Annotated in this window: 31 protein-coding genes and 1 riboswitch; of the genes, 18 read left to right on the top strand and 13 right to left on the bottom strand. The window is 67.0% G+C overall.

What is annotated here, in order from left to right; all coding sequences use genetic code 11:
• Window positions 1–3: 3 nt before the first annotated feature.
• Genes Q7V45_RS24620 through Q7V45_RS24610 form a run of 3 tightly spaced genes read right to left on the bottom strand, consistent with a single transcriptional unit; the run spans window position 4 to window position 2849 of the window.
• Entirely contained in the window at window positions 4–888 is an 885-nt protein-coding gene (locus tag Q7V45_RS24620) for a prephenate/arogenate dehydrogenase family protein (RefSeq protein ID WP_304856974.1), read from the bottom strand.
• Window positions 885–1973 (bottom strand): histidinol-phosphate transaminase, encoded by a 1089-nt coding sequence (gene hisC, locus Q7V45_RS24615; protein WP_304856973.1) that lies wholly within the window; start codon window positions 1971–1973, stop codon window positions 885–887. The genes Q7V45_RS24620 and hisC overlap by 4 nt, the downstream gene beginning before the upstream one ends.
• 24 nt (window positions 1974–1997) lie before the next feature.
• Window positions 1998–2849, bottom strand: a complete 852-nt coding sequence (locus Q7V45_RS24610; protein WP_304856972.1) for a chorismate mutase — start codon at window positions 2847–2849, stop codon at window positions 1998–2000.
• A gap of 105 nt (window positions 2850–2954) precedes the next feature.
• Window positions 2955–3030, top strand: a riboswitch (SAM riboswitch).
• 72 nt (window positions 3031–3102) lie between these two features.
• Between Q7V45_RS24610 and Q7V45_RS24605 the strand changes: the two genes are divergently transcribed.
• Window positions 3103–4269, top strand: coding sequence for a homoserine O-acetyltransferase (locus Q7V45_RS24605; RefSeq protein WP_304857007.1), 1167 nt, complete (start codon window positions 3103–3105; stop codon window positions 4267–4269).
• Entirely contained in the window at window positions 4269–4874 is a 606-nt protein-coding gene (gene metW / locus Q7V45_RS24600) for a methionine biosynthesis protein MetW (RefSeq protein WP_304856971.1), read from the top strand. Before Q7V45_RS24605 ends, metW begins: the two co-directional genes overlap by 1 nt.
• Window positions 4875–5289: 415 nt before the next feature.
• Here metW and Q7V45_RS24595 read toward each other — a convergent pair whose 3' ends face one another.
• From Q7V45_RS24595 to Q7V45_RS24580, 4 genes are read right to left on the bottom strand one after another with little or no spacing between them, the layout of a single operon-like run.
• Window positions 5290–5736, bottom strand: coding sequence for a GNAT family N-acetyltransferase (locus Q7V45_RS24595; RefSeq protein ID WP_304856970.1), 447 nt, complete (start codon window positions 5734–5736; stop codon window positions 5290–5292).
• Window positions 5729–6232: a YbaK/EbsC family protein gene (locus Q7V45_RS24590; RefSeq protein WP_304856969.1), complete on the bottom strand. Its 504-nt coding sequence runs from the start codon at window positions 6230–6232 to the stop codon at window positions 5729–5731. The genes Q7V45_RS24595 and Q7V45_RS24590 overlap by 8 nt, the downstream gene beginning before the upstream one ends.
• Window positions 6222–7154, bottom strand: coding sequence for a DUF1932 domain-containing protein (locus Q7V45_RS24585; protein ID WP_304856967.1), 933 nt, complete (start codon window positions 7152–7154; stop codon window positions 6222–6224). The genes Q7V45_RS24590 and Q7V45_RS24585 overlap by 11 nt, the downstream gene beginning before the upstream one ends.
• Window positions 7155–7175: 21 nt before the next feature.
• The gene (locus tag Q7V45_RS24580) at window positions 7176–7961 is read right to left on the bottom strand and encodes a class I SAM-dependent methyltransferase (RefSeq protein ID WP_304856966.1); all 786 of its coding nucleotides are present in this window, start codon (window positions 7959–7961) and stop codon (window positions 7176–7178) included.
• Between the two features lie 72 nt (window positions 7962–8033).
• On the opposite strand from Q7V45_RS24580, the gene gloB reads away from it, so the two are divergent.
• Genes gloB through Q7V45_RS24565 form a run of 3 tightly spaced genes read left to right on the top strand, consistent with a single transcriptional unit; the run spans window position 8034 to window position 9419 of the window.
• Window positions 8034–8810 carry a hydroxyacylglutathione hydrolase gene (gene gloB, locus Q7V45_RS24575; protein WP_304856964.1) on the top strand — a complete coding sequence of 259 codons (777 nt, stop codon included), beginning with the start codon at window positions 8034–8036 and terminating at the stop codon, window positions 8808–8810.
• A gap of 56 nt (window positions 8811–8866) precedes the next feature.
• The gene (locus Q7V45_RS24570) at window positions 8867–9169 is read left to right on the top strand and encodes a BrnT family toxin (RefSeq protein ID WP_304856963.1); all 303 of its coding nucleotides are present in this window, start codon (window positions 8867–8869) and stop codon (window positions 9167–9169) included.
• A complete protein-coding gene (locus Q7V45_RS24565; RefSeq protein WP_304856962.1) occupies window positions 9153–9419 on the top strand; it encodes a BrnA antitoxin family protein in 267 nt (88 codons plus the stop codon). The genes Q7V45_RS24570 and Q7V45_RS24565 overlap by 17 nt, the downstream gene beginning before the upstream one ends.
• 4 nt (window positions 9420–9423) lie before the next feature.
• Here Q7V45_RS24565 and Q7V45_RS24560 read toward each other — a convergent pair whose 3' ends face one another.
• The 4 genes from Q7V45_RS24560 to Q7V45_RS24545 form a co-directional block, all read right to left on the bottom strand.
• On the bottom strand, window positions 9424–9615 hold the full coding sequence (locus tag Q7V45_RS24560; protein ID WP_304856961.1) for a hypothetical protein: 192 nt from the start codon (window positions 9613–9615) through the stop codon (window positions 9424–9426).
• 67 nt (window positions 9616–9682) lie between these two features.
• Complete coding sequence (locus tag Q7V45_RS24555) at window positions 9683–10129, bottom strand: MarR family winged helix-turn-helix transcriptional regulator (RefSeq protein WP_304856960.1); 447 nt, start codon at window positions 10127–10129, stop codon at window positions 9683–9685.
• A 60-nt stretch (window positions 10130–10189) separates the two neighbouring features.
• Window positions 10190–11314: an MFS transporter gene (locus Q7V45_RS24550; protein ID WP_304856959.1), complete on the bottom strand. Its 1125-nt coding sequence runs from the start codon at window positions 11312–11314 to the stop codon at window positions 10190–10192.
• Window positions 11315–11324: 10 nt separating this feature from the next.
• Window positions 11325–12278, bottom strand: a complete 954-nt coding sequence (locus Q7V45_RS24545) for an alpha/beta hydrolase (RefSeq protein WP_304856958.1) — start codon at window positions 12276–12278, stop codon at window positions 11325–11327.
• A gap of 83 nt (window positions 12279–12361) precedes the next feature.
• On the opposite strand from Q7V45_RS24545, the gene Q7V45_RS24540 reads away from it, so the two are divergent.
• The 6 genes from Q7V45_RS24540 to Q7V45_RS24515 all read left to right on the top strand — a co-directional run bounded on the left by Q7V45_RS24540 (window position 12362) and on the right by Q7V45_RS24515 (window position 17719).
• Complete coding sequence (locus Q7V45_RS24540) at window positions 12362–13393, top strand: DUF2333 family protein (RefSeq protein WP_304856957.1); 1032 nt, start codon at window positions 12362–12364, stop codon at window positions 13391–13393.
• Window positions 13394–13401: 8 nt separating this feature from the next.
• Window positions 13402–14328 (top strand): sulfite exporter TauE/SafE family protein, encoded by a 927-nt coding sequence (locus tag Q7V45_RS24535; RefSeq protein ID WP_304856956.1) that lies wholly within the window; start codon window positions 13402–13404, stop codon window positions 14326–14328.
• Window positions 14325–15170, top strand: coding sequence for a TIGR02186 family protein (locus Q7V45_RS24530; protein WP_304856955.1), 846 nt, complete (start codon window positions 14325–14327; stop codon window positions 15168–15170). The genes Q7V45_RS24535 and Q7V45_RS24530 overlap by 4 nt, the downstream gene beginning before the upstream one ends.
• A 19-nt stretch (window positions 15171–15189) precedes the next feature.
• Window positions 15190–15672 carry a universal stress protein gene (locus Q7V45_RS24525; protein ID WP_304856954.1) on the top strand — a complete coding sequence of 161 codons (483 nt, stop codon included), beginning with the start codon at window positions 15190–15192 and terminating at the stop codon, window positions 15670–15672.
• A gap of 288 nt (window positions 15673–15960) precedes the next feature.
• The gene (locus tag Q7V45_RS24520) at window positions 15961–16509 is read left to right on the top strand and encodes a NifU family protein (protein ID WP_304856953.1); all 549 of its coding nucleotides are present in this window, start codon (window positions 15961–15963) and stop codon (window positions 16507–16509) included.
• A 103-nt stretch (window positions 16510–16612) separates the two neighbouring features.
• Window positions 16613–17719: a glucosaminidase domain-containing protein gene (locus Q7V45_RS24515; RefSeq protein ID WP_304856952.1), complete on the top strand. Its 1107-nt coding sequence runs from the start codon at window positions 16613–16615 to the stop codon at window positions 17717–17719.
• Between the two features lie 12 nt (window positions 17720–17731).
• On the opposite strand, the gene ddpX is transcribed toward Q7V45_RS24515, so the two are convergent.
• Window positions 17732–18289, bottom strand: coding sequence for a D-alanyl-D-alanine dipeptidase (gene ddpX, locus Q7V45_RS24510; RefSeq protein ID WP_304856951.1), 558 nt, complete (start codon window positions 18287–18289; stop codon window positions 17732–17734).
• 9 nt (window positions 18290–18298) lie between these two features.
• Here ddpX and tsaB point away from each other — a divergent pair, with 9 nt between their 5' ends.
• Both tsaB and Q7V45_RS24500 read left to right on the top strand, forming a co-directional pair.
• Window positions 18299–19021, top strand: a complete 723-nt coding sequence (tsaB, locus tag Q7V45_RS24505; protein ID WP_304856950.1) for a tRNA (adenosine(37)-N6)-threonylcarbamoyltransferase complex dimerization subunit type 1 TsaB — start codon at window positions 18299–18301, stop codon at window positions 19019–19021.
• 12 nt (window positions 19022–19033) lie between these two features.
• Window positions 19034–19504, top strand: coding sequence for a GNAT family N-acetyltransferase (locus Q7V45_RS24500; protein WP_304856949.1), 471 nt, complete (start codon window positions 19034–19036; stop codon window positions 19502–19504).
• Here Q7V45_RS24500 and Q7V45_RS24495 read toward each other — a convergent pair whose 3' ends face one another.
• A complete protein-coding gene (locus Q7V45_RS24495; protein WP_304856948.1) occupies window positions 19505–19738 on the bottom strand; it encodes a sulfurtransferase TusA family protein in 234 nt (77 codons plus the stop codon). It lies immediately after the preceding gene.
• Between the two features lie 44 nt (window positions 19739–19782).
• Between Q7V45_RS24495 and Q7V45_RS24490 the strand changes: the two genes are divergently transcribed.
• From Q7V45_RS24490 to Q7V45_RS24470, 5 genes are all read left to right on the top strand, one after another.
• Window positions 19783–20220 carry a Fur family transcriptional regulator gene (locus tag Q7V45_RS24490; RefSeq protein ID WP_304856947.1) on the top strand — a complete coding sequence of 146 codons (438 nt, stop codon included), beginning with the start codon at window positions 19783–19785 and terminating at the stop codon, window positions 20218–20220.
• Window positions 20221–20286: 66 nt separating this feature from the next.
• Window positions 20287–21129: a GNAT family N-acetyltransferase gene (locus Q7V45_RS24485; RefSeq protein WP_304856946.1), complete on the top strand. Its 843-nt coding sequence runs from the start codon at window positions 20287–20289 to the stop codon at window positions 21127–21129.
• Between the two features lie 43 nt (window positions 21130–21172).
• Complete coding sequence (locus Q7V45_RS24480; RefSeq protein ID WP_304856945.1) at window positions 21173–22006, top strand: 1-acyl-sn-glycerol-3-phosphate acyltransferase; 834 nt, start codon at window positions 21173–21175, stop codon at window positions 22004–22006.
• 44 nt (window positions 22007–22050) lie between these two features.
• Complete coding sequence (gene miaB, locus Q7V45_RS24475; protein WP_304856944.1) at window positions 22051–23463, top strand: tRNA (N6-isopentenyl adenosine(37)-C2)-methylthiotransferase MiaB; 1413 nt, start codon at window positions 22051–22053, stop codon at window positions 23461–23463.
• Between the two features lie 41 nt (window positions 23464–23504).
• On the top strand, window positions 23505–24434 hold the full coding sequence (locus tag Q7V45_RS24470; RefSeq protein ID WP_304857006.1) for a PhoH family protein: 930 nt from the start codon (window positions 23505–23507) through the stop codon (window positions 24432–24434).
• Window positions 24435–24449: the final 15 nt, after the last annotated feature.

Raw genomic sequence — 24449 nt, 5'->3', positions numbered from 1 at the left:
GAACTAGGCCTGGTTGAGGTGGATCAGGGCGCGGCGGATCTCGCGGGTGCGCGTGAACAGGTCGAACAGCTTGTCGCCCTCGCCCCAGCGAATGGCGCGCTGCAGGTAGAAGAGATCTTCCTGGAAGCGCTGGAGCACCTCGAGCACGGCCTCGCGGTTGTTCATGAACACGTCGCGCCACATGGTGGGATCGGAGGCGGCGATGCGCGTGAAGTCGCGGAAGCCGCCGGCGGCGAACTTCAGGATCTCGCTGTTGAGATGGCCGCCGAGATCGTCGGCCGTGCCGACGATCGTGTAGGCGATCAGGTGCGGCAGGTGCGAGGTGATGGCCAGGATGCGGTCATGGTCCTTGGGGTCGATGCGCTCGACCTGGCTGCCCAGCCCCTTCCAGAAGGCTTCGAGCCGGGCGACGGCGGCCTCATCACTGTCGGGCAGCGGCGTCAGGATGCACCAGCGGCCCTGGAACAGGTCGAGCAGCGCGGCCTCGGGGCCGGAATTCTCGGTGCCGGCGACCGGATGGGCCGGCACGAAATGCACGCCCTTCGGGATGTGCGGCGCCATATCGGCGATCACGGTCTGCTTCACCGAGCCGACGTCCGAGACGATGCAGCCCGGCTTCAGGCTCGACGCGATGGCCTTCGTCGCTGCGCCGCAGGCGCCGACCGGGGTGCAGACGATCACAAGGTCGGCGTCCCGGCAGGCTTCCGCGAGATCGGTGCCGCAATGATCGGCGAGCTTCAGCTTGTTGGCGAGGGCCGCCGTCTCGGCGCTGCGCGTCGCCGCCACGATCGACCGGGCCAGGCCGCGCTTGCGGGCCTCCAGCGCGATCGAGCCGCCGATCAGCCCGATGCCGATCAGCGCGATCTTGTCGAACAGCGGCTCGCTCATTTCGCGGCCACGAAGCGGGCCAGCGACGCCTGCACCGCCTTCACCTCGGCCTCGGTGCCGACGGTGATGCGCAGGTGCTCGGGCAGGCCATAGCCCGCGACGAGGCGCGGGATCAGACCGTCGTTCATAAGCCAGTCGTTGGCCGCGACCGCGCGTTCCTTCGAGCCGAAGCCGACCAGCAGGAAGTTGCCCACGCTCGGCACCGGCTGCAGGCCGAGCCGGGTCAGTTCGGCGCTGAGCCACGGCAGCCAGATGTCGTTGTTGGTGCGGCTGGCGTCGGTGTGGGCGATGTCCTCCAGCGCCGCGACGCCCGCGATCTGCGCGGCCAGGTTGACGTTGAACGGCTGACGCAGCCGGCTCATCACGTCGACGATTCCGGCCGGCCCATACATCCAGCCGAGACGCAGTCCGCCCAGCCCGTAGATCTTCGAGAAGGTCCGGGTCATCACGACGTTCTCGGCCTGGTCGACCAGCTCGACTCCCGAGTCGTAGTCGTTCCGGCTGACATACTCGGCATAGGCCGCGTCGATGACCAGCAGCACGTTCTTCGGCAGGCCGGCATGCAGGCGGCGCACATCGTCCTTGGTGACGTAGGTGCCGGTCGGATTGTTCGGATTGGCGAGGCAGACGATGCGCGTCCTGTCCGTCACCGCCGCCAGCATCGCATCGATGTCGCTGCCATAGCCCTTGGCCGGCGCCGCGACCGGGGTCGCGCCGACGCCCAGCGCGTTGATCGCGTACATCAGGAAGCCGTACTGGCTGTAGAGCAGCTCGTCGCCGGGGCCGCAGTAGGCGCGAACCAGCAGGTTCAGGATCTCGTCGGAGCCCGCACCGCAGACGATGCGCGCCGGATCGAGACCGTAGTGGCGGCCCAGCGCCGCGCGCAGTTTCGCGGTGTCGCCGTCGGGGTAGCGATGCAGCTCGGCTGCCGCCTTGGCATAGGCCGCCATCGCCTTGGGCGAGGGGCCGAGCGCGCCCTCGTTGGACGACAGCTTGGCGATCGTCTCCTTGCCGTCGATCGAGTCCTTGCCCGGCACATAGGGCGCGATCTTCATGATGCCCGGACGCGGGGTGAGCGCGCTCATGCCAGTCTCCTGTGAAAGTTCAGATCATGGTTTGGCGTCGATCGGCACGGCATAGGCGCCGATGGCCGCCGCGCAGCCTTTTTCCAGTCCCAGGGCCGCTTCGAGGTCGCGCAGGCGCGGATCGTCGTCGGCGATCATGCCCGGTACCTCGACGAGATAGTGATGCACTCCCGCCATGACCTGGTCCAGCGCCGAGGTGAAGGCCGGCATGCCCACCTTGGCGAGGGCGGCGGCGATGCGGTCGCGGCTCAGCCCGTTCTTCGCCTCGATGGCCACCAGGCCGCGATCCGAACCGCTCGGCTCGGCATCGATGCGGGCCAGCACGAAGGCCGAGATCCCTCGCGCGCGCGCGTTCGGCATGGCCAGGAAGGGCAGGCGGGCGATCACGGTCGGCAGGGTCGTGTCCTTGCCGGCAAGCAGGGGCCACCAGGGCGTCGAGTCCGCCTCGAGCGGGGCGGGCACGACGCCAATCGTCGTCGTGCTGGCGCGCACCGCGGACAGCACGCCGGCCGGCGTGTCGTGCGGAACGAAGGGGATCTGGCAGCCGAAATGGTCGCGCGCGAGGTCCCAGTACCCGGGCTGGTCGTCGGGACGGCAGATCGCGATCTTCAGGCCGGGTGTCTGGATGAGCGTGAAGGCGCTCATCATTTCACGCCACATGCGATAGACGGCGGCGGAGGGGAACTGTCCGTCGTGCGTCGCCAGCCGCTTGCGCAGAACCTGGGCTTCACGGCCCGGACGCAGCGCGAGGCCTCCCGCCGGCTTGGTTGCAGAGATCTGCCCGACGACCTCCGCGCGACGGCGGATCAAGCCGTGCAGTTCGGTGTCGATGGCATCGATTTCCTGCCGCAAGCTGTCGAGACTGGGAGCGTCCATTAGGCCGTTTTTTTCCTGTGCGCAGCGGCGATACTACGTCCGCACCGCCCGCGTAAAGGCAAACAAGCCGCAAGAGGCTTGCCTCCCGCCGTCCGCGACCTTATAGAGCCTCTCCGTGGAATTTGAGCCGACCGGCTTGCGGCCACGTTAAACACCGCTAAAAGGTCGGAGTGCTCGAAAAAGCCCCCGTCCTTCCGGTCGGGGGCTTTTTCGTTGGCTCCTGGTACGGGGCCTTTCGCTGGAGTGGGCAGTGCTGGACGACCTCACCGATGCCGAACGCAAGGCGCTCGCCCAGTGCCGCCACGCGATCCTGGGCGCGGACCGGCCGTTGCGCCTCGACTGCGGCGTCGATCTCGGCCCCTACCGGGTGGCCTACCAGACCTACGGCATGCTGAACGCCGACAAGTCGAATGCCGTCCTGGTCTGCCATCCGCTGACCTGCGACCAGTTCGTCGCCGATCGCCATCCCGTCACCGGCAAGGACGGTTGGTGGGAGAGCCTGATCGGCGCGGGCAAGGTGCTCGATCCAGCCCGTTACTTCATCATCTGCATCAACGTGCTCGGCCATTGCATGGGCACGACCGGTCCGCAGGGGCACGATCCCTCGACCGGCCGGCCCTGGAACCTGCGCTTTCCGGTGGTGACCATCGGCGACATGGTGCGGGCACAGGCGGCGTTGCTCGACCATCTCGGCATTCCCGATCTCTTCTGCGTCATCGGCGGCTCGATGGGGGGCATGCAGGTGCTGGAATGGGCGGCGACCTATCCGAAGCGCGTCTTCTCGGCGGTGCCGATCGCCTGTGCCGCGCATCACTCGGCGCAGAACATCGCGTTTCACGAGGTCGGTCGCCAGGCGATCATGGCCGACCCGGAGTGGAAGGGCGGCGACTATCGCCTGCACCAGACCAACCCGGCGCGCGGCCTCGCGGTCGCCCGCATGACCGCGCACATCACCTACCTCTCGGAACAGGCGCTGCAGCGCAAGTTCGGCCGCGCCCTGCAGAACCGCGACGCGCTGGGCTTCGGCTTCGACGCCGATTTCCAGGTCGAGAGCTACCTGCGCCACCAGGGCTCGACCTTCGTGGATCGCTTCGACGCCAACAGCTACCTCTACATCACGCGCGCGATGGACTATTTCGACCTTGCGGGCGCGCATGGCGACGTGCTGGCCAACGCCTTCAAGGGCACGACGACCCGCTTCTGCCTGATGTCCTTCACCAGCGACTGGCTGTTCCCGACGCGTGAGAGCCGCGCCGTCGTCCATGCGCTCAACGCCGCGGCCGCCAACGTGTCGTTCGTCGAGGTCGACAGCGACAAGGGCCACGACGCCTTCCTGCTCGACGAGCCCGAGATGTTCCGTACGCTCTCCGGGTTCCTGAAAGGGGCCGCGACGGTGCGCGGCCTCGGGAGCGTGTCGTGATGGCCGCCCCGATCCGCGTCGACCTGCAGCTCATCGCCGACATGGTGGAGCCCGGCACGCGCGCACTCGACGTCGGCTGCGGCGACGGGGCGCTGCTGGCCCATCTCATGAACGCCAAGAGGGTCGATGCGCGCGGCATGGAACTCAGCCAGGCCGGCGTGAACGCCTGCGTCGCCAACGGTCTCTCGGTCATCCAGGGCGACGCCGATACGGATCTGCGCGACTATCCCGACGCCGCCTTCGACTATGTGATCCTGAGCCAGACCCTGCAGGCCACGCGCGAGCCGCGCCGGGTGCTGGAGCAGATGCTGCGCGTCGGCAAACACGCCATCGTCTCCTTTCCCAACTTCGCCCACTGGCAGGTGAGGCTGCGGCTCGTGTTCGGCGGCCGCATGCCGGAAACCGCGTCGCTGCCCTACAAGTGGTACGACACGCCCAACATCCATCTCTGCAGCATCGACGATTTCCGCGCGCTCTGCCGCACCATGGGCGTGCGCATCGAGCGCGCCATCGTCCTGAACAGCACGAGCCGCCGCATCAACCTGCCGCCGCTGCTCGCCAACCTGATCGGCGAACAGGCGGTGTTCCTGCTACGGCGGGATTAGAGTCTTCCCCTTCAAGCCTCCCCGCACTACCTCATCCTGAGAGGCTGGCCGGAAATGAATTGAATCAATTCAAGCACTTACCTCATCCTGAGGAGCGCCGCCCCTCGAGTACCTCGGGGTAAACTCCACGGCGCGTCTCGAAGGATGGGCAACAGGCAAGGTGCGCGTTCCAACCCTTCGAGACGCATCGCTGCGCGATGCTCCTCAGGGTGAGGTTATCGGGGCTGTTCATAGCCTCTTGTATTAGCTGCATTCATTTCGAGTCAGACTCTCAGGAGCACGCCGCAGGCGTGCGTCTCGAAGGATGGGCAACAAGCGCCGTGTGTGTAGCCCATGCTTCGAGATGGCTGCGGAGTTTACCCCGAGGTATTCGAGGGGCAGCCTCCTCAGCATGAGGTCGTTGTTGAGTTTGCGCTTAGCTGGACGGCAAACGCTCGTAGAAGCCCTCGATCCCGTCTTCCCTGAGCTTCACGAAGCCGTGGCGCAGGTAGAGACGGTCGGCGGGGCTGCCGTTCAGGACTTCGAGCCGCACGGGCAGGCCGGTGGCGTCGGCCTCGGCCAGGAGCGCCTTCAGGATCTTCGTGCCAAGGCCTGAACCGTGCAGGCGGCGTTCGAGGTAGAAGGAGTCGATACGGATCTCGTCACCATGCCGTCGGAATCCGACGCAGCCCACGCGGACGCCGTCCTGCAGGATCAGGCGCGTCCCCGCCTCGTCGAAATGCTTCCGGAACATTTGCCTCGAACGCTCCGGCGTATAGCGCCCGACCCGTCCGAGATGCGCGCGCATCACGTCGGTGCGGAGCGCCAGCAGCGGTTCGAAGTCGGCCTCGGCGACGGGGCCGAAGCTCCACAGCTCAGTCACGGACCGCGATCCGGGCGAGGCGAGGCCTGGCGACCGCCAGCCAGTCCTTCGTGTCGAGCTCCATCGAACGGTCGAGCCGGCCGGCGTTGAAGAACAGCGTCTCGTTCGCCAGCAGGTCTTCCTCGACCACGATCGAGAGCGCGGGATCGAGCGCGAAGGGCGGCACCGCGCCCATGACGCAGCCGGTCAGCTCCTGCGCCGTGTCCGGCGAGGCGAAACCGCACTTGCGCGCCTCGAACAGGGCGGCGACGGCGGCGAAGTCGAGCTTGCGGCTGCCGGGCAGGATGGCGAGCACGTGACGCTTGCCGCCGCCGCCACCGCGCACGTCGAGCACCATCGCCTTGGCGGCCTGGTCGGGACGGTTGCCGCGAATGGCGCTGATCGCTTCCGATTTTCCCTCGTGGGCGTGCTCGATGACCCGGAACTTCGCGTTGGCCTCGGTGAGGAGCGTCACCAGCCGGTCGAAGACCTCACCCGTCCTGATCTCAGCGTCCACCGATCACCCGCTCCGAGAGAATCTGCAGCGCCTCCTCGAGGCTCGGCACCTGGCCGTCGGCCGGCGCGATCTGGGCGTCGACCGTGCGGCGATGGCTCTTCTCGATGACTTCCGTCATCAGCGGATCGACGCCGGTCTCGCGCAAGGTTTGGGCGACCAGACCCATCTCCTCCCAGCGGCGATGGGCATGAACGACATGCGTCTGCACCAGCATGGTGATGAAGCCGGAGAGCCCCATCGAATCGGCGTCGCCCAGGCAGCCCAGTACCTCGTCGAGGATGCCCTGGCGCTGCGCTGCGACCAGGGCCTCGACGCCCAGCGCCTCGATGCCCTTCACCAGCGTGCTGCGCAGCATCTTCACCGACGAGGCGCTGCCGGGCTTCGGTCCGAGCAGGGTGGCGACGAAGCCGTTGTCGTTCATCCAGGCGACGGCCTCGGCGGCGTCCTCGCCCGCCACCAGCATCGGCGCCTTGATGCCCTGCTTGAAGAAGCCGCCCATGACGGCGATGTCGATGTAGCGGCCCGCGCCCTTCTCGATCTCGGCGCGATCCTCGTCCGACATCCTGCCGGTGACGGTGCAGAGGTCGAGATAGTGCGCGCCCTTCTTCAGGAGCGGCGCGGCGGACCGCGCGGCCGAGAGGGCGTGCTCGCCCTGCACGGCGCAGATCACGAGATCGGCTTCGCTCAGCGTCTCGGTGTAGCTGTCGCTGATCGCGACATCGAGCCCGCGTGCGACCTTGCCGAGCGCCGTCCCGCGCGGGTCCTTGTCGAGGGCGGTGTCGATGGCGATGACGCGGCGCGGGGCATTGTCACCGGGCTTCGAGGGGCCACGCCATCCGGTCTCGGTCACCAGACCGCGCGCGATGGCCGAACCGGCTTCGCCAAAACCCAGCAGCGCGATGACGCGCGGAGAAAATGACATGTCGTTCTTTCCGTTGGGAAATCAGGAGGCGGGTTTTTCGCCGTCCTCGGCGTTGCGCGCGGCGCTCGCAGCCTGCGGGGTGTCGCGCGAGCTGGCGACCCGGAGCTTCGGCCGCACGGGGACGGCTTGCGGCTGGCTGCGCTCGACAATGCCGGCATAGAGCTGCTTGCCGGATTCGATGACGTTGACGCCGCCGAAGCGGCCGAGCCAGCGCTGACCGAACCGCTCGATGGCCGGCGCCATGCGCATCATGAGCCGCGACCGGGTGGGCGGCATGTAGAGCGCGCGGGTCTGGCGCAGCGGCGCGAACATGTTGGCGCGCAGCAGGGCGTTGAGCTGTCCCGCCGAATAGGGATGCCCCTGGTAGAAGGGCGAGCGGTCGACCTGCGACCAGAAGCCGGTGCGGGTCGGGGCCACGACGACCATGCGGCCGCCATCGGCCATCACGCGCCAGATCTCGCGCAGCATCGGGCGCAGCTGCTCGGTGCATTCGACGGCGTGGACCAGCACGACCCGGTCGACCGATCGGTCGGGCAGCGGCAGGTCGAGTTCGTCGACGAGGGTTGCGAGGTTCCGGCCTTCGCGCGGCCAGCGTGTGACGCCCTGCTGGGCGGGCATGAAGGCGAGCGTCCGTCCGGCCTCCTCCATGAAGGGGCGCAGCAGCGGTTGCGCGTAGCCGAGCCCGAGCACCGTCTCGCCGCGAACGTTGGGCCAGATTTCGCGCAGGCGGTTGCGCAGGAGCCGCCGGGTCATCTGGCCCAGCGTGCTGCCGTAGAATTCCTCCAGGTCGAGAACGTCGCTCCACATGCTCGGAACTGTAGCAGAAAGCCGGCCGGGCGGGCCATGGCCGACGCAATTCAGCTCTGCTAGCCTTGCATCATGAGCACAACGCTAGACATTGTCCGTATCCCGGTCCTGAACGACAATTACGTGTGGTTGATGCGGGAGCCCCAGAGCGGGGCCGTGGCCGTCGTCGATCCCGCCGTGGCCGGACCGGTCCTCGCGGAGGCCGAAAAGCGCCGCTGGAAGATCACCCACATCCTGAACACCCACCACCACGGCGATCACGTGGGCGGCAACCTCGAGATCAAGAAGGCGACCGGCTGCACCATCGTCGGCCTGCGCCAGGATCGCGCCCGCATCCCCGGCATCGACGTCGAGGTCGACGATGGCGACCGCTACCGGGTCGGCGAGGCCGAGGCCGAGATCTTCTTCGTGCCCGGCCACACGAGCGGCCACATCGCCTATGCCTTCCGCGACCAGAAGGCGCTGTTCTGCGGCGACACGCTGTTCGCGCTGGGCTGCGGCCGCATGTTCGAAGGCACGCCGCAGCAGTTCTGGACGTCGCTCAGCCGGCTGCGCGCACTGCCCGACGACATGCGCGTCTACTGCGCGCATGAATACACCCAGTCGAACGCCCGCTTTGCGTTGACGGTCGAGACCGGGAACCAGAAGCTCAAGGCACGCTCGGCCGCCATCGACGCGGCGCGCGCCCGGGGCGAGGCTACCGTGCCGTCGCTGCTCGGCGAGGAGAAGGCCACCAACCCGTTCCTGCGCGTCGACGTTCCGGCGGTCCAGGCCGCGGTCGGCCTCGCCGGCGGCGATCCGGTCTCGGTGTTCGCCGAGGTGCGTCACCGCAAGGACGTGTTCAGGTAGCCGCTATGCTGAAAGGTTGCCGATCATTGGCTTTTTGTATATTATGGTAATATACATTGATTGATCTCTCAAAGATCGAGGGTTTCGATTGGGATGAGGGAAATCGCCGCAAGAGCGCTGAAAAGCATGCGGTTGGCCAAGGTGAAGCGGAACAGATTTTCTTCAATGATCCGTTGCTGGTCGTCGAGGATATTCGGCACACCATCCATGAACTGAGACTGCATGCCTTGGGTCGAACCGACGACGGGCGGCTGCTTCATGTGACTTTCATGCTTCGCGACAAAGGCAGATTGATCAGGGTGATTTCGGCGCGAGCGATGCATCGCAAGGAACGGGTATGCTATGAGCAAGACAGCTAAGTCGATCCCGAAGTTTCGCACCGAAGCCGAGGAGCGCCGCTTCTGGGAGGCGCACGATTCCAGTGATCTTGTCGACTGGAGCAAGGCAGAGCGCGTTCGTCTGCCGAATCTCAAGCCCTCGACGACGTCGATCTCCCTGCGATTACCAGTGGCGCTTCTCGATCAGATCAAAGTGGCCGCCAACAAGCGCGATGTGCCCTATCAATCCTTGATCAAGACGTGGCTTGCCGAAAAGACGGTAAAGGGCTGACGGTTTACTGAGGCGCGATCCGCACGCCGTCGAACGCCGACATTTCTACCGGTGTCGGCGGCTGCCAGATCGTTTCGATGAAATCGAACATGGGTCGTGTGACCTTCACGCGGAAGGTCTCGCCCTGCTGTTCATTGCGCGCCTCGACGCGGCGCCACCGCTCGGTGGCATCGAAGTCGAGGAAATGCAGGCGCACGCCGACGCCGGCAGCGGCGGTCCGTTCGGCGACGCGACGGCGCCGGTCGAACCGCAGATCAGATGGATCATGCGAGGTCTCCTGGCTGGCCGGCAGTCAGGCGCCCGAGCAGGTCGGCCAGGGTGGCGATCTCCGTCGTGGTCCAGCGGTCGCGGAACAGGTCGGCGGCCATGCGCTCCAGCGTCGCCCTCGCCTCGCCGACCAGCCGCTGGCCTGCCTCGGTCAGGACGACGTAGGCGAGGCGGGCGTCGCGGGGATCGGCTTCGCGACCGACGCAGCCCAGCTTCTCCAGCGGGTTGGTCATGCGGGTCACACTCGAGGGACTGACATGCAGGCGCTTGGCGAGCTCGATGCGGCTCAGCCGCCTGAGGGGTGCCCGTTCGAGGTGCATCATCAGCAGCACCTCCTTGAGGGCAAGCCCGTGCACGGAGCCAAGCTCGCCGGCGAAGCGTTCTTCGAGGCGCGCCGTGGCGCGGAGCAGGTTGAGGGTGGCGGAGAAGGAAGGGCTGGTCATCGGCGCGATATAGGCCGATATGTTTCCGTACGCAAGCATATGGGAAGCAATTCGAATGCTTCAGCGCCTCACGAGGCAGAAATAGCCGCTGAGACCGAGGGCGAGCGCCAGGGCGGCGTAAAGCGGCGCCTGCGGGACGGTCAGGAACAGCCACGGCGCGGTGAGGGGGCCGACTGCGGCCCCGAAGTCGCGCCAGGTCGAGTAGCTGGCCTGGCTGGAGAGGACCGTGCCGTGGCCGCGCTCGATCACCAGCACCGGGATCAGCGTGTTGAACATGCCGCGGGTCATCACGATCGTCAGCGCTCCCAGCAGCTCATGGTCCGCCGCTACGAGGACGAAGCCGCCGACCAGGAGGGCCGCATTCGCGATGGCGATGCGCCGCGCCCCGAAACGGTCGCCGATCCGGCCGCCGATCGGACCCGTCGTGACCTCGACCAGCCAGCGCAACGCCAGCAGCATCGCCGTCGCCATCACGGGGGCCACCGAAGTGATCGAGTCCTTCATCAGGAAGGCGAGGGTCAGCAGGAAGACGCCATCGCCTGCGAAGCCCATGACGAAACCCCAGACTTCCAGCCGATGCGGAACCGGCAGCTTGAAGCCCTTCTTCGTGACGGGCTCGGGCGGCAGGCGCGGCAGGGCGATCGCGGCCACCAGGGCGATCAGGGTCAGGGCACCGAAGAGGAGAAACACCGAACGCGCGCCGAGTTCGAGCACGATCCAGGCGCCACCGACCAGCGACAGGGCCTGCACGAGGCCGATCGCGGCGCGGCTGGCGCCGACCCGCTTGCCGGCATTGGCGCGATCGCTCACGGCATAGGCCAGCGTCGCGAGGTTGAGCGAGGCATAGGAGATGCCCCAGAGGATGCGCGCCAGGATCTGTGCGGTCGGATCGTCGATCAGGCCATAGACGGTCGTCGAGACCGCCGAGCCCAGCGCGGCGGCGATCATCAGCGCGTGAGGACCGATGCGTTCGCCAAGATGGGCGACGCCGGAATTGGCGAGCAGGCGGATCCAGCGGTTGAGCGACAGCAGCACGCCGACCATCGCCAGCGAGAGGCCGAACTCCGCATGATAGAGCGGCAGCACGGCATAGAGCAGCGTGTCGCCGATCATGCAGACGGCGATCACCAGCCCCGGCAGCGCCATGCCGACCGGCGCGGCGCCGCGGGAGGCCGCCACGGTCATGCCGTGATCGTCACTGGGCGCGCAGCACCAGAGCCTCGCGCAGGGCGGCGGCGCAGAGCGTCGTGCCGCGCCGGGCGCCGTGCAGCAGCATCGGCGAGCTCAGGAACCCGTGCAGCATGCCGCCGAACTCCACCAGATCGGCCTGCGTGCCTTCCTGCTGCAGGCGCCAGGCATAGGCGCGGCCCTCGTCGCGCAGCGGATCGTAGCCGGCGGTGACGACCAGGGCCGGCGGCAGGCCGGCCAGCGAGGCCGCGCGGAGCGGCGAGACGCGCCAGTCGCCCCGGCTGGTCTTGTCGGGGGTGTAGTGGTCGAAGAACCACTCCATGGTGATGGCGTTCAGCCCATAGCCGTCCTCGTAGCGCCGGTAAGAGTCGGCGCGCGCCACGGCGTCGGTCACGGGATAGGCGAGAAGCTGCATCAGGAGCTTCGGTCCGCCGTGGTCGCGCGCCCAGATGGAAACCACGGCCGCGAGATTGCCGCCGGCGCTGTCGCCACCGATGGCGAGGCGTGCGGGGTCGATGCCGACCGAGGCGCCGTTGGCGGCCACCCATTTCAGCCCCGCCACGACATCGTCGAAGGCCCCGGGAAAGCGCGCTTCGGGCGCCAGGCGATAATCGACATGGAACACTGCGATGCCGGCCTCCAGAGCGAGCTGCGCGCAGAGCACGTCGTGGCTGTCGAGATTGCCGAATACCCAGCCGCCGCCATGGGCATAGACCAGCGCCGGCAGCGGAGCGTCGGCAGGAGCGGATGCCGGGCGATAGATGCGGACGGGCAGTTCTCCCGCCGGGCCGGGGATGGTGCGGTCGACGACGGTCACGTCGGCGGGGCGCGGGCCCTGCGCACCGGGGCGCAGGGAAAGATAGAGATCGCGGGCGGCCTGTGGGCTCAGTGTGTTCCAGGCCGGGCGATTTGCCGCCGCCATCAGGTCGATCAACCGCTGGGATTCCGGATCGAGAGCCATTCCACCCACTCCATTGAGAACATTCGTTGCACTCTAGCAGCCCTCGCCCCTGTTTCGTCACGAGGCGAATGGTAAGGTGTGCCATGACATTCGAACCGGACTACAGCGCACCCCCGTCGGCCACGCCTTCCTGGTGGCGGCGAAGCTGGGACCGCGTGAGGGCATGGCGCCCGGGCCGCTCGACCTCCGCCCCGTCGTCCGGCGGTCGCACTGTCTGGAGATGGACATGGCGAATCGTCCTCGCACTGCTCATTCTCTACTATCCGGTGGGCGCGCTGGTGACGGAAGACATCGACGACGATCCGCAGTTCACGGCGCGCGGCGTTGCGCCAGGTGAAAGCAAGGCGGTGGCCACCGCGGCCGACCTCGTCACCCGCGAGGTCGACGTCCACACCTGGACGCCGATGATGCCGTTCTTCACGCCGGCGGGGCTGCTCGACAACATGCCGAACTTCCAGCGCGGCATCATGTCGGCGCTGGGCCGCTTCAGCACGGAGCTGATGGACCAGCTCGGCCGCACGCGCGGCTCAAGCCAGACCGACCGTGACCTCGAGCAGGCACGCGGCTTCCTGAACGAGCAGCCCAACATCTGGCTGTGGCAGCCCAGCGTGTCGCTGCTGCCCTCGACGACCTCGGCGCAGAAGTACCGCGCCGGTCGCGACCGGCTGATGGCCTACAACAAGCGGCTGGGCACCGGTCAGGCGGTGTTCGAACGGCGCGCCGACAATCTCCAGGCGCTGCTCGACCGCATTGCCAGCGATCTCGGCTCGGATTCGGCGGCAATCGACCAGCACGTCATCGAGAAGGCCGGGGACCTGTTCGACGCAAGGTGCGACGACATCTTCTATTTCAACAAGGGCCGCCTCTACGTCTACTACCTGTTGCTGCGCGATCTCGGTGTGGACTTCCAGAACGTCATTCGCGACCGCGAACTCACGACCGCCTGGAACGGCACGGTCGATACCTTCCGCATCGCTGCCCAGCTCGACCCCTGGATCGTCTGGAACGGCTATCCCGATGCGCTGCTGATTCCCAATCACCTGCTCGCGCAGGGCTTCTACCTGCTGCGCGCCCGCACGCAGCTGCGCGAGATCACCAACATCCTGCTGAAGTAGGCGGCAGCGTGGAGATCTATCTCCCCATTGCCGAACTCTCGATGAACGTGTTCCTGCTTCTTGGCCTCGGCGCCGCGGCGGGCCTTCTGTCGGGCATGTTCGGCGTCGGCGGCGGATTCCTCGCCACGCCGTTGCTGATCTTCGTCGGCATCCCGCCGGCCGTCGCGGTCGCCAGCCAGGCCAACCAGGTGGTGGCCAACTCGATCTCCTCGCTGCAGGTCCAGTGGCGGCGCGGCAATGTCGACCTGCGCATGGGGCTGGTCCTGCTGGCGGGCGGTATGCTCGGATCGTCGGCCGGCGTCTGGCTGTTCACCTACCTGAAGCGCATCGGCCAGATCGATTTCGTCATTGCGGTGCTCTATGTCGTGATGCTGTCGACCATCGGCCTGCTGATGATGTTCGAGAGTCTCAACACCTACTTCAAGCGGCGGCGCAATCCCGACGGGCCCCGCGGCAAGCTCCATACCCACTATCTCGTCCACCGGCTGCCGCTGAAGCTGCGCTTCTACAAGTCGAAGCTCTACATCAGCGCGCTGCTGCCGATCGGGCTGGGCTTCATCATCGGTGTCTTGTCGGCGATCCTGGGCGTGGGTGGCGGGTTCGTCCTGGTGCCGGCCATGATCTACCTGCTGGGCATGCCGACGGCGGTGGTGATCGGCACGTCGAATTTCCAGATCCTGTTCGTGGCGGCCAACGTCACCTTCCTGCAGGCAGCCACCAACGGCACGGTCGACGTCGTGCTGGCGTTGCTGCTGATCCTGGGCGGGGTCGTCGGCGCGCCGATCGGCGCGCGGCTGGCCGCCAAGCTGCCGGGCGTGGCGCTGCGCGCCCTGATGTCGCTCCTGATCCTGCTCGTGGCCGCCGAACTGCTGACGGAACTGTTGCGCACCCCCAGCTCGCTCTACTCGCTGGGCACCCGCGAGGTGCTGCCGTGAGATTGCTGGCTCTCCTCGCCTGCCTCGCGCTTCTCGTCGGCGCGACCGGGGCCCTGGCGCAGGGTCCGCGCCTGGAGCCGGCACCGGGAGCCCTGCCGGCGCCGACCATCGGCGGGCCGCCCAGCGCCATTGCGCCGCCTTCCGTGCCCATCGAGCCCACGACACCCGACCTGATCATGGATCTCTCGCTCGCTCGCGTGTCGATCACTTCGGCCTTCCAGGGTGAGAGCATCCTGCTGTTCGGCATGTTCGACCCGCCCGGCGAGATCGTGGTGGTCGTGGCCGGCCCGTCCGCGCGCGAGACGGTGATGCGCAAGCAACGGTTCATGGGGATCTGGCTCAACACCGGACGTCAGGCGTTCGACGACGTGCCGGCCTACTACGCCATCGCGGCCAGCCAGCCGCTGCAGCGCCTGCTGGCGCGTGGCGCCGGCGGCGAGATCCTGTCGCTCGAGGACCGCTTGGCCAGCCTGAAGCCGGCGACGCCCCGCGACGCCCCGGAGCTGGCGCGCTTCCGCGCCGGCCTCGTCGAGGTGAAGCGGCGTGAGGGCCTCTACCCCGCGGCCATTGGCCAGGTGACGGTGCAGGCCGGCCGGCTGTTTCGCGTCGACCTGCCCTTCCCGTCGCGGGTGCCGGAAGGGGTCTACGACATCCGGGTCTATCTGCTGCGGGAGGGGAAGATCGTTGCGGCCGTGTCGCGGCCGCTGCCGGTCGGCAAGGTGGGCTTCAATGCCCAGCTCGCAGGCTGGTCGGAGCACGAGGGCGCCTTGTACGGTGTGGGCGCCGTCCTGATGGCGCTGCTGGTCGGCTGGCTGGGCGGCGCCGTCATGCGACGTCTCTAGAAGATCAAGGGGAGGGGCCATGAACGAGCAGCTCAAGACAGGCGAACGCGTCTTCCTGGTCGTCGTCGACGAAAGTCCGGAGATGCGCAACGCCCTGCGTTACGCCTGCCGCCGCGCCAAGCGCACCGGCGGCCGGGTCGCGATGCTCTACGTCATGGATCCGCCCGAGGGTCAGCAATGGGGCTCGGTGGTCGAGCTGATGCGCGAGGAAGCGCGTCAGCAGGCCGAGACCGTGGTGGCTCAACACGCCGATGTGGCGGTCTCGATGACCGGCCAGCCTCCCTCGATCTACATCCGCGAAGGCAAGAGTCGCGACGAACTCGCGAAGCTCCTCGGGGAGGACCGATCGATCTCGGTCCTGGTGCTCGGCAGCGCCTCGGGCAGCGATGGCCCGGGCCCCCTGGTGACGGCCTTCACGGGAAAGTCTGGAGGCCAGCTTCGTATCCCGCTGACCATCGTACCGGGCGCCCTCACCGAGGCGGAGATCGACGCAATCTCATGACCCGTGCGCATGGTTTGCTGTTCGCGATGCGGCGATCTGCGCACAAATCTTCTTTGTGTACAATTGAAGCATAAAGGTCGCGTTGGGTATTTCGCAGTTTATCTGACTGATATATATAGATAATCACTCTTTATTCCATAACATCTATACACTAACGCTCAAGAATCGTCTTGATCGACTTGCCCTCGGTTCCTACGTCCGAAGTCATCGAGTGGGGGTGGAGACGTCCTATCCCCAGCCTGAGCGATGCCGACGGCTCCGCCCGAAGCATTCGAACCGGAGGTAGGTTTGTTTATCCAGACCGAGCAGACGCCCAATCCGTCGACTCTCAAGTTTCTTCCTGGCCGCGTGGTCATGGAGAAGGGGACGGCGGATTTCGCCAACGTCGAGGCCGCCACGCCGTCACCGCTTGCCAAGAGGCTGTTCGCGGTCGAAGGCGTGGAGCGCGTGTTCTTCGGCTCCGATTTCGTGACCGTCACCAAGGCGGCCGACCGGGACTGGCAGATCATGAAGCCGTCGATCCTCGGCGGGCTCATGGAGCATTACACGTCCGGCGATCCCGTGATCGCCGACCAGGACGCGGCGGTTTCCGTCGCGGCGGACGACGATGAAGTCGTCGCCCAGATCAAGGAACTCCTCGACACCCGCGTCCGGCCCGCCGTGGCCCAGGATGGCGGCGACATCGTCTTTCACGACTTCCGCGATGGCATCGTCTACCTGCACATGCAGGGCTCCTGCTCGGGTTGCCCGAGCTCGACGGCCACGCTGAAGATGGGAATCGAGAATCTTCTGAAGCACTACGTGCCGGAAGTGGTGGAAGTCCAAGCGGCCCAGTAGGCCGCGCTTCAGCTCAAGCGTTCGCGTTGAGATGGCGTTCGCGGGCCCAACAGGGCCCGCGCGAGAGCCCGTTCGTGCGCGCAAATAAAATGAAGAGTGTGGCATGCAGTTGACGATACGGCCCGCGATCGAGCGTGGGCGCAATTACGCTTTTCCCGCCACCTGGGCAGCCCTGCTGGCAACGGGTGTGGTCCTCTACAAGCCCCTGCCGTCGGTCGATGCGGCGCCATATTTTTCCTTCGGCGTCGGGAGCGCCGAGGCTCGCGAAGTCGACCAGGCCATCGTCTTCGTCCCTGAGGCCGAACCCGCCACTCTCACCTTCGTGCGGCACGACTGGAGCGAGCCTGAGGATGTGAGCTATCGTTCCACGCGCGAAGGCGCGGGCAGTCACGGACGATTCGCGGCGCCGGGCAACGCCGTCCGCCGACAGGTCCAGGTGCGCGCCATAAGCCCGCGCACGGCCGACGAGCTCGCGGGCTTCTTCCGCGACGTTTCCTATACGCTGACCGACATCCGCCAGGGTGAGGCCGTACCGGCTTACAAGGTCGACCGGGTGCCCGCCGATCTCGGCAGCAAGGACGGCAACCAGCGCAAGATGCTGTTCATCACGGCGATCCTGCCCGTGATCCTCGAGGTCAACCAGCGCGTCCTCGCCGATCGCGAACAGCTGCTGTATCTCCGCGACAAGCTCGACGCGGCGCCGCAGATGCTGACGGCCATCGAGCGCATCTGGCTCGACGATCTCGCCGACCGCTACGACTCCTCGCCCGACAAGCTCGACGAACTGGTCCGGCGCGTCGACATCGTTCCGCCGTCGATGGCGATCGCCCAGGGCGGCGTGGAATCGGGTTGGGGTACGTCGTTCGCGGCGCGTAACGGCAACGCCCTTTATGGCCAGATCCAGGCGGTCGGTCGTCACAGCGTCTCGGTGCCGTGGAAGCCGGGCGCCGGCATGCCGCAGCCCTTCACCGACGTGGGCGAGGCGACGGATGCCTATGTCGCCAACCTCAACACCCACCCCGCCTATGCCGGCTTCCGCAAGGAACGCGCCGCCATGCGCGAGCGCGGCGAGGATCCCGACGGCTTCCGGCTGATCGGCTCGCTGCTGCGCTATTCCGAGCGCGGCCAGGCTTACGTGCAGTTCGTCCGGCAGATCATGCGCGAGAACGACCTGCGCGACTTCGACGGGGCCAAGCTCTCCGGATTCTGAGCAAGCCCGACGCTACATCATCGGCCGCGGCAGGTCGGCATCGGCGACCAGCGGATAACGCCGCGCGTCGAACAGCTGATAATGCCACCATTCATTGCGGTAGAAGTCCCAGCCCGCCGACGTCATCAGGCCCATGAGCAACAGGCGATTGCGTTGCGCCTCGACGGAAATGTCGATGCGTCCATGGTGGGACAGCGGCGTGAACGCATCGAACGCGGTGCCCATGTCGAGTTCGTTGCCGTCGGCGTCGAGCAGGCTGAGGTCGACGGCCACGCCGCGCGAGTGGGGCGAGCCGCGGCGGGGATCGGCGATGAACTCCGGGTCGGGGTTCACGTTCCACAACGCCCATTGCGCTTCCACCGGTCGCAGCGCATCGAATATGCGCAGCCGGTACCCCAGCGGCCGGGCGAGATCGATCGCGGCGGCGAGCTTGTCGGCCGCTTCGCGGTGCAGCCAGCATTCGGCGTTCCGATAGACCGGCCGTCCCGTTAGATTTGCGTCCGTCGCATAGGCCAGCGTCACGTCGACGTCGAATTCGGGCGGAGCGATCGCAACAATGTCGAGCTTCATGACACCAGAATGCCCAGCCGCCTCCAGCAGCGCCAGCGTCCCGCGCGGACGCTGCCCGTGAGCACCGTCCTCGCCTTCGATTGCGCCGTGAGCGGGCAGGGCGTCGCGATCGTGCGCAACGGCGTTTCCCTGGTGAGCCTCTTCGAGGAGGGGCGCGACCAGGCGGCACGGCTCCTGCCCGCAATCGCGGCCGCACTCGAACAGGCGGGGGTTCCGCGATCCCAGCTCGACCTGATCGCGGTCACGACCGGGCCCGGCAGCTTCACCGGGGTGCGTGTGGGACTGTCGGCCGCCCGTGGCCTGGCGGTCGGGCTCGGAATTCCCCTGGCCGGCATCCCCACCACTACGGTTCTGCGCACCCAGGCGACGGCAGCGGACCGGCTGGCGGTCGCCGCGGTCGACACCCGGCTCGGCGACTGGTTTTGCGCGATCGGCGACGATCCCGTGCCTTTTGCGGCAACGGCCGGAGACCTCGCGGCGCGCCTCGGCGGCCAGAAATGCCTGATCGTCGGCAAGGATGTGGGACCGCTGGCCGCGTCCCTGGAGGCCGCCGGCATCGAAGCGACCGTACAGGAGGGGCCGCCCGACCCCGTCGTCCTCGGCCGCCGGGCGCTCATGGAGGGCGTCGAGGCCTGGCGGGCCCGAAACCGCGCCGAAGGCCTGCCCCGGCCGCTCTACCTGAGAGGGGTCAACATCACCCTGCCGGACGGTGCCCGTCGCACGGTCGAGTGACGAGACGATTGGATGGGCACCCGGTTCGTTCTCAATTCGCTGCGCGCCGTGGACCTCGACCGGGCGTCGCGCCTGCATCGCGAGGCGTTCGAGCCCCTGGGCGAGCGCGGCTGGACGCGGCAGGACCTTGCGGGGCTGCTGGCGTCGCCGGGGGTCACTGGCTTCCTGCTGACGGAGGGCGCTTGCGACATCGGCATGGCGATCTGTCGCGTGGTTGCCGACGAGGCCGAACTTCTCGCCGTCGCCGTCGATCCCGCCCATCGTCGCCGCGGGGCCGCCCGCCGGCTGCTCGGTGCCGTTGTCGACAGGGTTCGGGGCGATGGCGCCGGGACGCTTTTCCTTGAAGTCGGTACGGACAATCCTGGCGCCCGCACACTCTACGACTCGCTGGGCTTCAGGACCGCCGGGCGCCGCGCCGGCTACTATGCACGACACGGCCGGCCCGCGGCCGATGCCGTCATCATGCGTTTCAATCTCAGCTGATCAGGCGCGCCGGATGGTGACGATGTGGATATCGCCGTCCGCCTCGATGCCCAGGATGGCATGGCCTTCGTCCCTTGCGGCACGAGGGACATTGCGCAACGGCTCGTCCCCGCGCAGGCGCACGGCCAGGACTTCGCCGGGCTGCATGCGCTCGAGCCGGAGCTTGGTCCGCACGAAGGTCATGGGGCAGACCTCGCCGGTAATGTCGATGTCATGGTCGGGCTTTAAGGACATGTCCAACTATACCCGGAACGCCTGCCAGTGTAGGGTAGGCAAGCATGCCAGACCGAAAGTCCAAACTCGAAGTCCTATGCGCAGAGCGCGGCCTCAAGATGACCGACCAGCGACGCGTGATCGCACGTGTCCTGTCGGATGCGTCGGATCATCCCGACGTCGAGGCGGTGCATCGTCGCGCGACGGCGATCGATCCCAACATCTCCATCGCCACCGTCTACCGGACGGTGCGGCTGTTCGAAGAGGCGGGCATTCTCGCCAAGCACGATTTCGGCGATGGCCGGGCGCGCTACGAGGAGACGCCGGACGAGCACCACGATCATCTGATCGACATCCAGAGCGGAAAGGTCGTGGAGTTCCACAACGACGAGATCGAGGAGCTGCAGCGAAAAATTGCCGAGAAGGCCGGATACCGGCTCGTCGGCCATCGCCTGGAGCTTTACGGCATTCCCCTGGACGGGAAACCCGACCGTCAAAAATAAGTGGACGCGCCTCTCGCCACCCCGATAATGGGCCCATGATCGGGGCGGACCCCTTGCGGATTAATCATGCGCATCGACCGCGTTGACAGCGAAGCCGAGCTTCTTGGACCGCCTGTCTCCAACGCGGAGATCGTGAAGGTCGTCGCTGGCGATTTCGAAGTACGCCTTGCCCAGACATTGGCCGAGATCGAGGCCGCGCAGGCTCTGCGTTTTCGCGTCTTCTATGAAGAAATGACGGCTCATGCGTCGCCGGAGATGCAGGCGCTGCGCCGCGATTTCGATCCGTTCGACGACGTCTGCGATCATCTGCTGGTGCTCGATCGCCGGCGCGGTGAGGGTCCGGAGGGAATCGTCGGTACCTATCGTCTGATCCGCCGCGCGGCGGCGGCGAAGATGGGCCGCTTCTATTCGTCCGCCGAATACGACATCCAGAAGATGATCGACTATCCGGGCGAAGTCCTGGAACTCGGCCGGTCCTGCATCGAACGCGACGCCCGCAACACGGCGACCATGCAGATGCTGTGGCGGGGCATCGCCCTCTATGCCTATCACTACAACATCCAGGTGATGTTCGGCTGCGCCAGCCTTCCGGGCATCGATCCGGAGCAGCACGCCCTGGCGCTGTCCTATCTCCATCACCACCATCTCGCCCCGCCCGAGATTCGCGTGCGCGCACTGCCGAGCCGCTACGTGAACATGGATATGCTCGAGCCCGGCAGCTACGATCCGCGCAAGGCGATGGCGCGCGTGCCGCCGCTGATCAAGGGCTACCTGCGACTGGGCGGCTTCGTTGGAGACGGTGCGGTGATCGATCACGAATTCAACAGCACCGACGTCTTCATCATCGTGAAAACCGAACTGGTGACGGAGAAATACATCCGCCACTACGAACGCGGAATGCGTGAGTAGCGCGGCGGACACTCCTTTCGCCGTGACCTGGATCGGTTCTCCCTTGCGTGGCGCCTTTCGGCTCCTGAGCTATCTGCTGCTCACGCTGGTGCTGCTGCCGTTCCATCTGCTGGCGCTGGCGCTGCGCGTGACGCCGGTCGTACGCTGGCTGCCGGTGATGTATCACCGGACGGTCTGCGTGATCCTCGGAATCAAGGTCAAGGTGAACGGCGAGCGCTCGACGGTCACGCCGACGCTCTTCGTCTGCAATCACGTCTCCTATCTCGACATCGAAGTGCTGGGCGGCCTCATCCCCGGATGTTTCGTTGCGAAGGCCGAGGTGGCGACATGGCCGTTCTTCAGCACCCTCGCCAAGGCCCAGCGCACCATCTTCGTCGAACGACGGTCCAACAAGACCAGCAGCAGTCGCGACGCGATGATGCAACGGCTGAACACGGGCGACAATCTCATGCTGTTCCCCGAGGGGACCAGCAGCGACGGCACGCGCGTGCTGCCCTTCCGCAGTGCCCTGTTCGCCGTCGCGCAGCTCCGGCGCGACGACAGGCCCATCATGGTGCAGCCGGTGGCGATCTCCTACACCCGCCTCGATGGCATCCCGCTCGGCCGCTACTGGCGGCCGCTCTTTGCCTGGTTCGGCGATCTCGATCTGGTGCCGCATCTTTGGCAGATGGTTTGCCTCGGCGAGACGCAGGCGGTCGTGACCTTCTTCCCGCCGATCGACATCGACCGTCTGGGCGACCGCAAGAAGCTGGCGGAGTATTGCCATCGCCAGGTGTCCTCCGGCGTGCAGGCGGCGAATTCGGGCCGGCCCGAACTGCTTCCGTCCCTGGCTGAACCGGCCCCGACCGGCCTCGACCCTGCCCCCTCTCGACCCTGATGGGCGGCGGTGATAGAAACCGCTCGTTCCAGAACCGGAGACCGATGAAGGACGTCCGCACCGACGGGCAGCCCAAGCGCGTGTTCATCCGCACCTATGGCTGCCAGATGAATGTCTACGATTCCGACCGCATGGCCGACGTCCTGCGGCCGCTGGGTTATGCCCTGGCCGAGGGGCCCGAGCAGGCCGATCTGGTCGTGTTGAACACCTGCCACATTCGCGAGCAAGCCTCGGAAAAGGTCTATTCCGAGCTGGGTCGCCTGCGCGCCGTCAAGACCGAGCGCCGGGCGGAGGGGCGCGACCTGACCATCGCGGTCGCCGGCTGCGTCGCCCAGGCCGAGGGCGCGGAGATCATCCGCCGCCAGCCCGCGGTCGACATCGTCGTGGGGTCGCAGGCCTATCACCGCCTCCCCGAACTGCTGGCGCAGGTGGCGCGCAAGGCGGCCGGGAGCGATGCCGGCCGGCGGCAGCCGGGCGCCGGCGTTCTCGACACGGAGTTTCCGCCCGAGAGCAAGTTCGATCACCTGCCGTCGCCGCAGGGCATCCGGGCGGGCTCGGCGTTCCTCTCCATCCAGGAAGGCTGCGACAAGTTCTGCACCTTCTGCGTCGTGCCCTATACGCGTGGCATGGAATATTCGCGACCCGTCGCCGCGGTGCTGACCGAGGCGCGGCAGCTCGTCGCCGCGGGCGCGCTCGAACTCACGCTGCTCGGGCAGAACGTCAACGCCTATCACGGCGAGGGGCCGGACGGTTCGACCTGGTCGCTCGCGCGCCTGTTGCGGGCGATCGGCGAGATCCCGGGTCTGGCGCGCCTGCGCTACACCACCTCCCATCCGCGCGACATGGATGACGGCCTGATCGCCGCCCATGGCGACGTGCCGCAACTCATGCCGTACCTGCACCTGCCGGTGCAGTCGGGATCGAACCGCATCCTCGAAGCGATGAATCGCCGCCACGATCGCGATCTCTACCTGCGCATCGTCGAGCGCCTGCGCAACGCCCGTGCCGACCTCGCGTTGTCGTCCGACTTCATCGTTGGCTTTCCGGGTGAAAGCGATGCCGATTTCGACGACACGATGCGGCTGATCGAGCAGGTGGGCTTTGCCTCGGCCTACGCCTTCAGATACAGCCGCCGGCCCGGCACGCCCGGCGCGGCGCTGATCGACCAGGTGCCGGAGAACGTGAAGGTCGCACGCCTTGCCGCGCTGCAGGCGCTGGTGGGGCACCAGGCGCGCCGGTTCAACGAGTCGAAGGCCGGCAGCACCGTGCCCGTGCTGTTTGCCGAGGCCGGCCGCAAGCCCGGCCAGATCATGGGCAAGACGCCGTGGCTGCAGTCGGTCTACGCTCAGGGAAATCCGCGCCTGTTCGGCCACATCGTCGACGTCCGCCTGATCGAGGGCTACGCCAACAGCCTTCTGGGTGAGATAGTCGTCGACCCGTACGAGGCCGCCGCGTGAGCGACCAGGTCGCCGGTACGCGTGCCGTCGACGTCCGGCGCATGACGTTCGACAACAATGCGTTGCTGGCCGTGCTCTACGGCAACCACGACCGCAACCTGGTGCGCATCGAGCAGCTCGCCAACGTTCAGCTGGCCGCGCGCGGCAACCAGCTCGCCATCTCCGGCACGCCCGACGATGCCGCCATCGCCCAGAAGGCGATCTCCGGCCTCTACGAGCGGCTGAAGCGGGGCCTCTCCATCGAAGGTGCCGACATCGACGCCGCCGTACGTTTCGCGCGCAGCGGCGCCGAGGGCGGCGACGCCGAAAGCATTCGCACGCGCAAGCGCACCGTCCAGGCGCGCACGCCCGGTCAGCGCGACTACCTGACGGCGCTGCGCGAGCGCGACATGGTGTTCGCGCTGGGGCCCGCCGGCAGCGGCAAGACTTATCTGGCGGTCGCCATGGGCGTCATGCTTCTGCTGGCCGGCAAGGTCGAGCGGATCGTGCTGTCGCGTCCCGCCGTCGAGGCGGGCGAACGGCTGGGCTTCCTGCCCGGCGACATGAAGGAGAAGATCGACCCCTACCTGCGGCCGCTCTACGACGCGCTGCACGACATGATCCCGGCCGAGCAGATTGCGCACCGCATGGAGTCCGGCGAGATCGAGATCGCGCCGCTCGCCTTCATGCGCGGCCGTACCCTGGCGCACTGCTACGTCATTCTCGACGAGGCACAGAACACCACGCCGATGCAGATGCGCATGTTCCTGACGCGTCTCGGCGAAGGCTCGCGCATGGTCATCACCGGCGATCCGAGCCAGACCGACCTGCCGAACAACCAGAAATCCGGCCTGAACGACGCCGTCGAGACGCTGTCTGACGTCGAGGGCGTGCGCTTCGTGCGGCTGACCTCCCAGGACGTCGTTCGGCACGACCTCGTGACGCGCATCGTCAATGCCTATGACGCCCGCGACAAGAAAGCCAAAGGCTAAGCCGTCGCTCCGCTG

It is taken from the genome of Reyranella sp., from assembly GCF_030651995.1.
In the GTDB taxonomy this organism is placed as follows: domain Bacteria; phylum Pseudomonadota; class Alphaproteobacteria; order Reyranellales; family Reyranellaceae; genus Reyranella.
The sequence above is the reverse complement of the archived record's forward strand: the minus strand, read 5'-3'. Positions and strand labels throughout refer to the sequence as shown.

Excerpts from the sequence above, each read along its gene's own strand:
- Q7V45_RS24620 (WP_304856974.1), bottom strand. The coding sequence starts at position 888 with ATGAGCGAGCCGCTGTTCGACAAGATCGCGCTGATCGGCATCGGGCTG.
- hisC (WP_304856973.1), bottom strand. The coding sequence starts at position 1,973 with ATGAGCGCGCTCACCCCGCGTCCGGGCATCATGAAGATCGCGCCCTAT.
- Q7V45_RS24610 (WP_304856972.1), bottom strand. The coding sequence starts at position 2,849 with ATGGACGCTCCCAGTCTCGACAGCTTGCGGCAGGAAATCGATGCCATC.
- metW (WP_304856971.1), top strand. The coding sequence starts at position 4,269 with ATGGCCGCCCCGATCCGCGTCGACCTGCAGCTCATCGCCGACATGGTG.
- Q7V45_RS24585 (WP_304856967.1), bottom strand. The coding sequence starts at position 7,154 with ATGTCATTTTCTCCGCGCGTCATCGCGCTGCTGGGTTTTGGCGAAGCC.
- Q7V45_RS24580 (WP_304856966.1), bottom strand. The coding sequence starts at position 7,961 with ATGTGGAGCGACGTTCTCGACCTGGAGGAATTCTACGGCAGCACGCTG.
- gloB (WP_304856964.1), top strand. The coding sequence starts at position 8,034 with ATGAGCACAACGCTAGACATTGTCCGTATCCCGGTCCTGAACGACAAT.
- Q7V45_RS24565 (WP_304856962.1), top strand. The coding sequence starts at position 9,153 with ATGAGCAAGACAGCTAAGTCGATCCCGAAGTTTCGCACCGAAGCCGAG.
- Q7V45_RS24555 (WP_304856960.1), bottom strand. The coding sequence starts at position 10,129 with ATGACCAGCCCTTCCTTCTCCGCCACCCTCAACCTGCTCCGCGCCACG.
- Q7V45_RS24550 (WP_304856959.1), bottom strand. The coding sequence starts at position 11,314 with ATGACCGTGGCGGCCTCCCGCGGCGCCGCGCCGGTCGGCATGGCGCTG.
- Q7V45_RS24545 (WP_304856958.1), bottom strand. The coding sequence starts at position 12,278 with ATGGCTCTCGATCCGGAATCCCAGCGGTTGATCGACCTGATGGCGGCG.
- Q7V45_RS24540 (WP_304856957.1), top strand. The coding sequence starts at position 12,362 with ATGACATTCGAACCGGACTACAGCGCACCCCCGTCGGCCACGCCTTCC.
- Q7V45_RS24525 (WP_304856954.1), top strand. The coding sequence starts at position 15,190 with ATGAACGAGCAGCTCAAGACAGGCGAACGCGTCTTCCTGGTCGTCGTC.
- Q7V45_RS24515 (WP_304856952.1), top strand. The coding sequence starts at position 16,613 with ATGCAGTTGACGATACGGCCCGCGATCGAGCGTGGGCGCAATTACGCT.
- ddpX (WP_304856951.1), bottom strand. The coding sequence starts at position 18,289 with ATGAAGCTCGACATTGTTGCGATCGCTCCGCCCGAATTCGACGTCGAC.
- tsaB (WP_304856950.1), top strand. The coding sequence starts at position 18,299 with ATGCCCAGCCGCCTCCAGCAGCGCCAGCGTCCCGCGCGGACGCTGCCC.
- Q7V45_RS24500 (WP_304856949.1), top strand. The coding sequence starts at position 19,034 with ATGGGCACCCGGTTCGTTCTCAATTCGCTGCGCGCCGTGGACCTCGAC.
- Q7V45_RS24495 (WP_304856948.1), bottom strand. The coding sequence starts at position 19,738 with ATGTCCTTAAAGCCCGACCATGACATCGACATTACCGGCGAGGTCTGC.
- Q7V45_RS24490 (WP_304856947.1), top strand. The coding sequence starts at position 19,783 with ATGCCAGACCGAAAGTCCAAACTCGAAGTCCTATGCGCAGAGCGCGGC.
- Q7V45_RS24485 (WP_304856946.1), top strand. The coding sequence starts at position 20,287 with ATGCGCATCGACCGCGTTGACAGCGAAGCCGAGCTTCTTGGACCGCCT.
- miaB (WP_304856944.1), top strand. The coding sequence starts at position 22,051 with ATGAAGGACGTCCGCACCGACGGGCAGCCCAAGCGCGTGTTCATCCGC.
- Q7V45_RS24470 (WP_304857006.1), top strand. The coding sequence starts at position 23,505 with ATGACGTTCGACAACAATGCGTTGCTGGCCGTGCTCTACGGCAACCAC.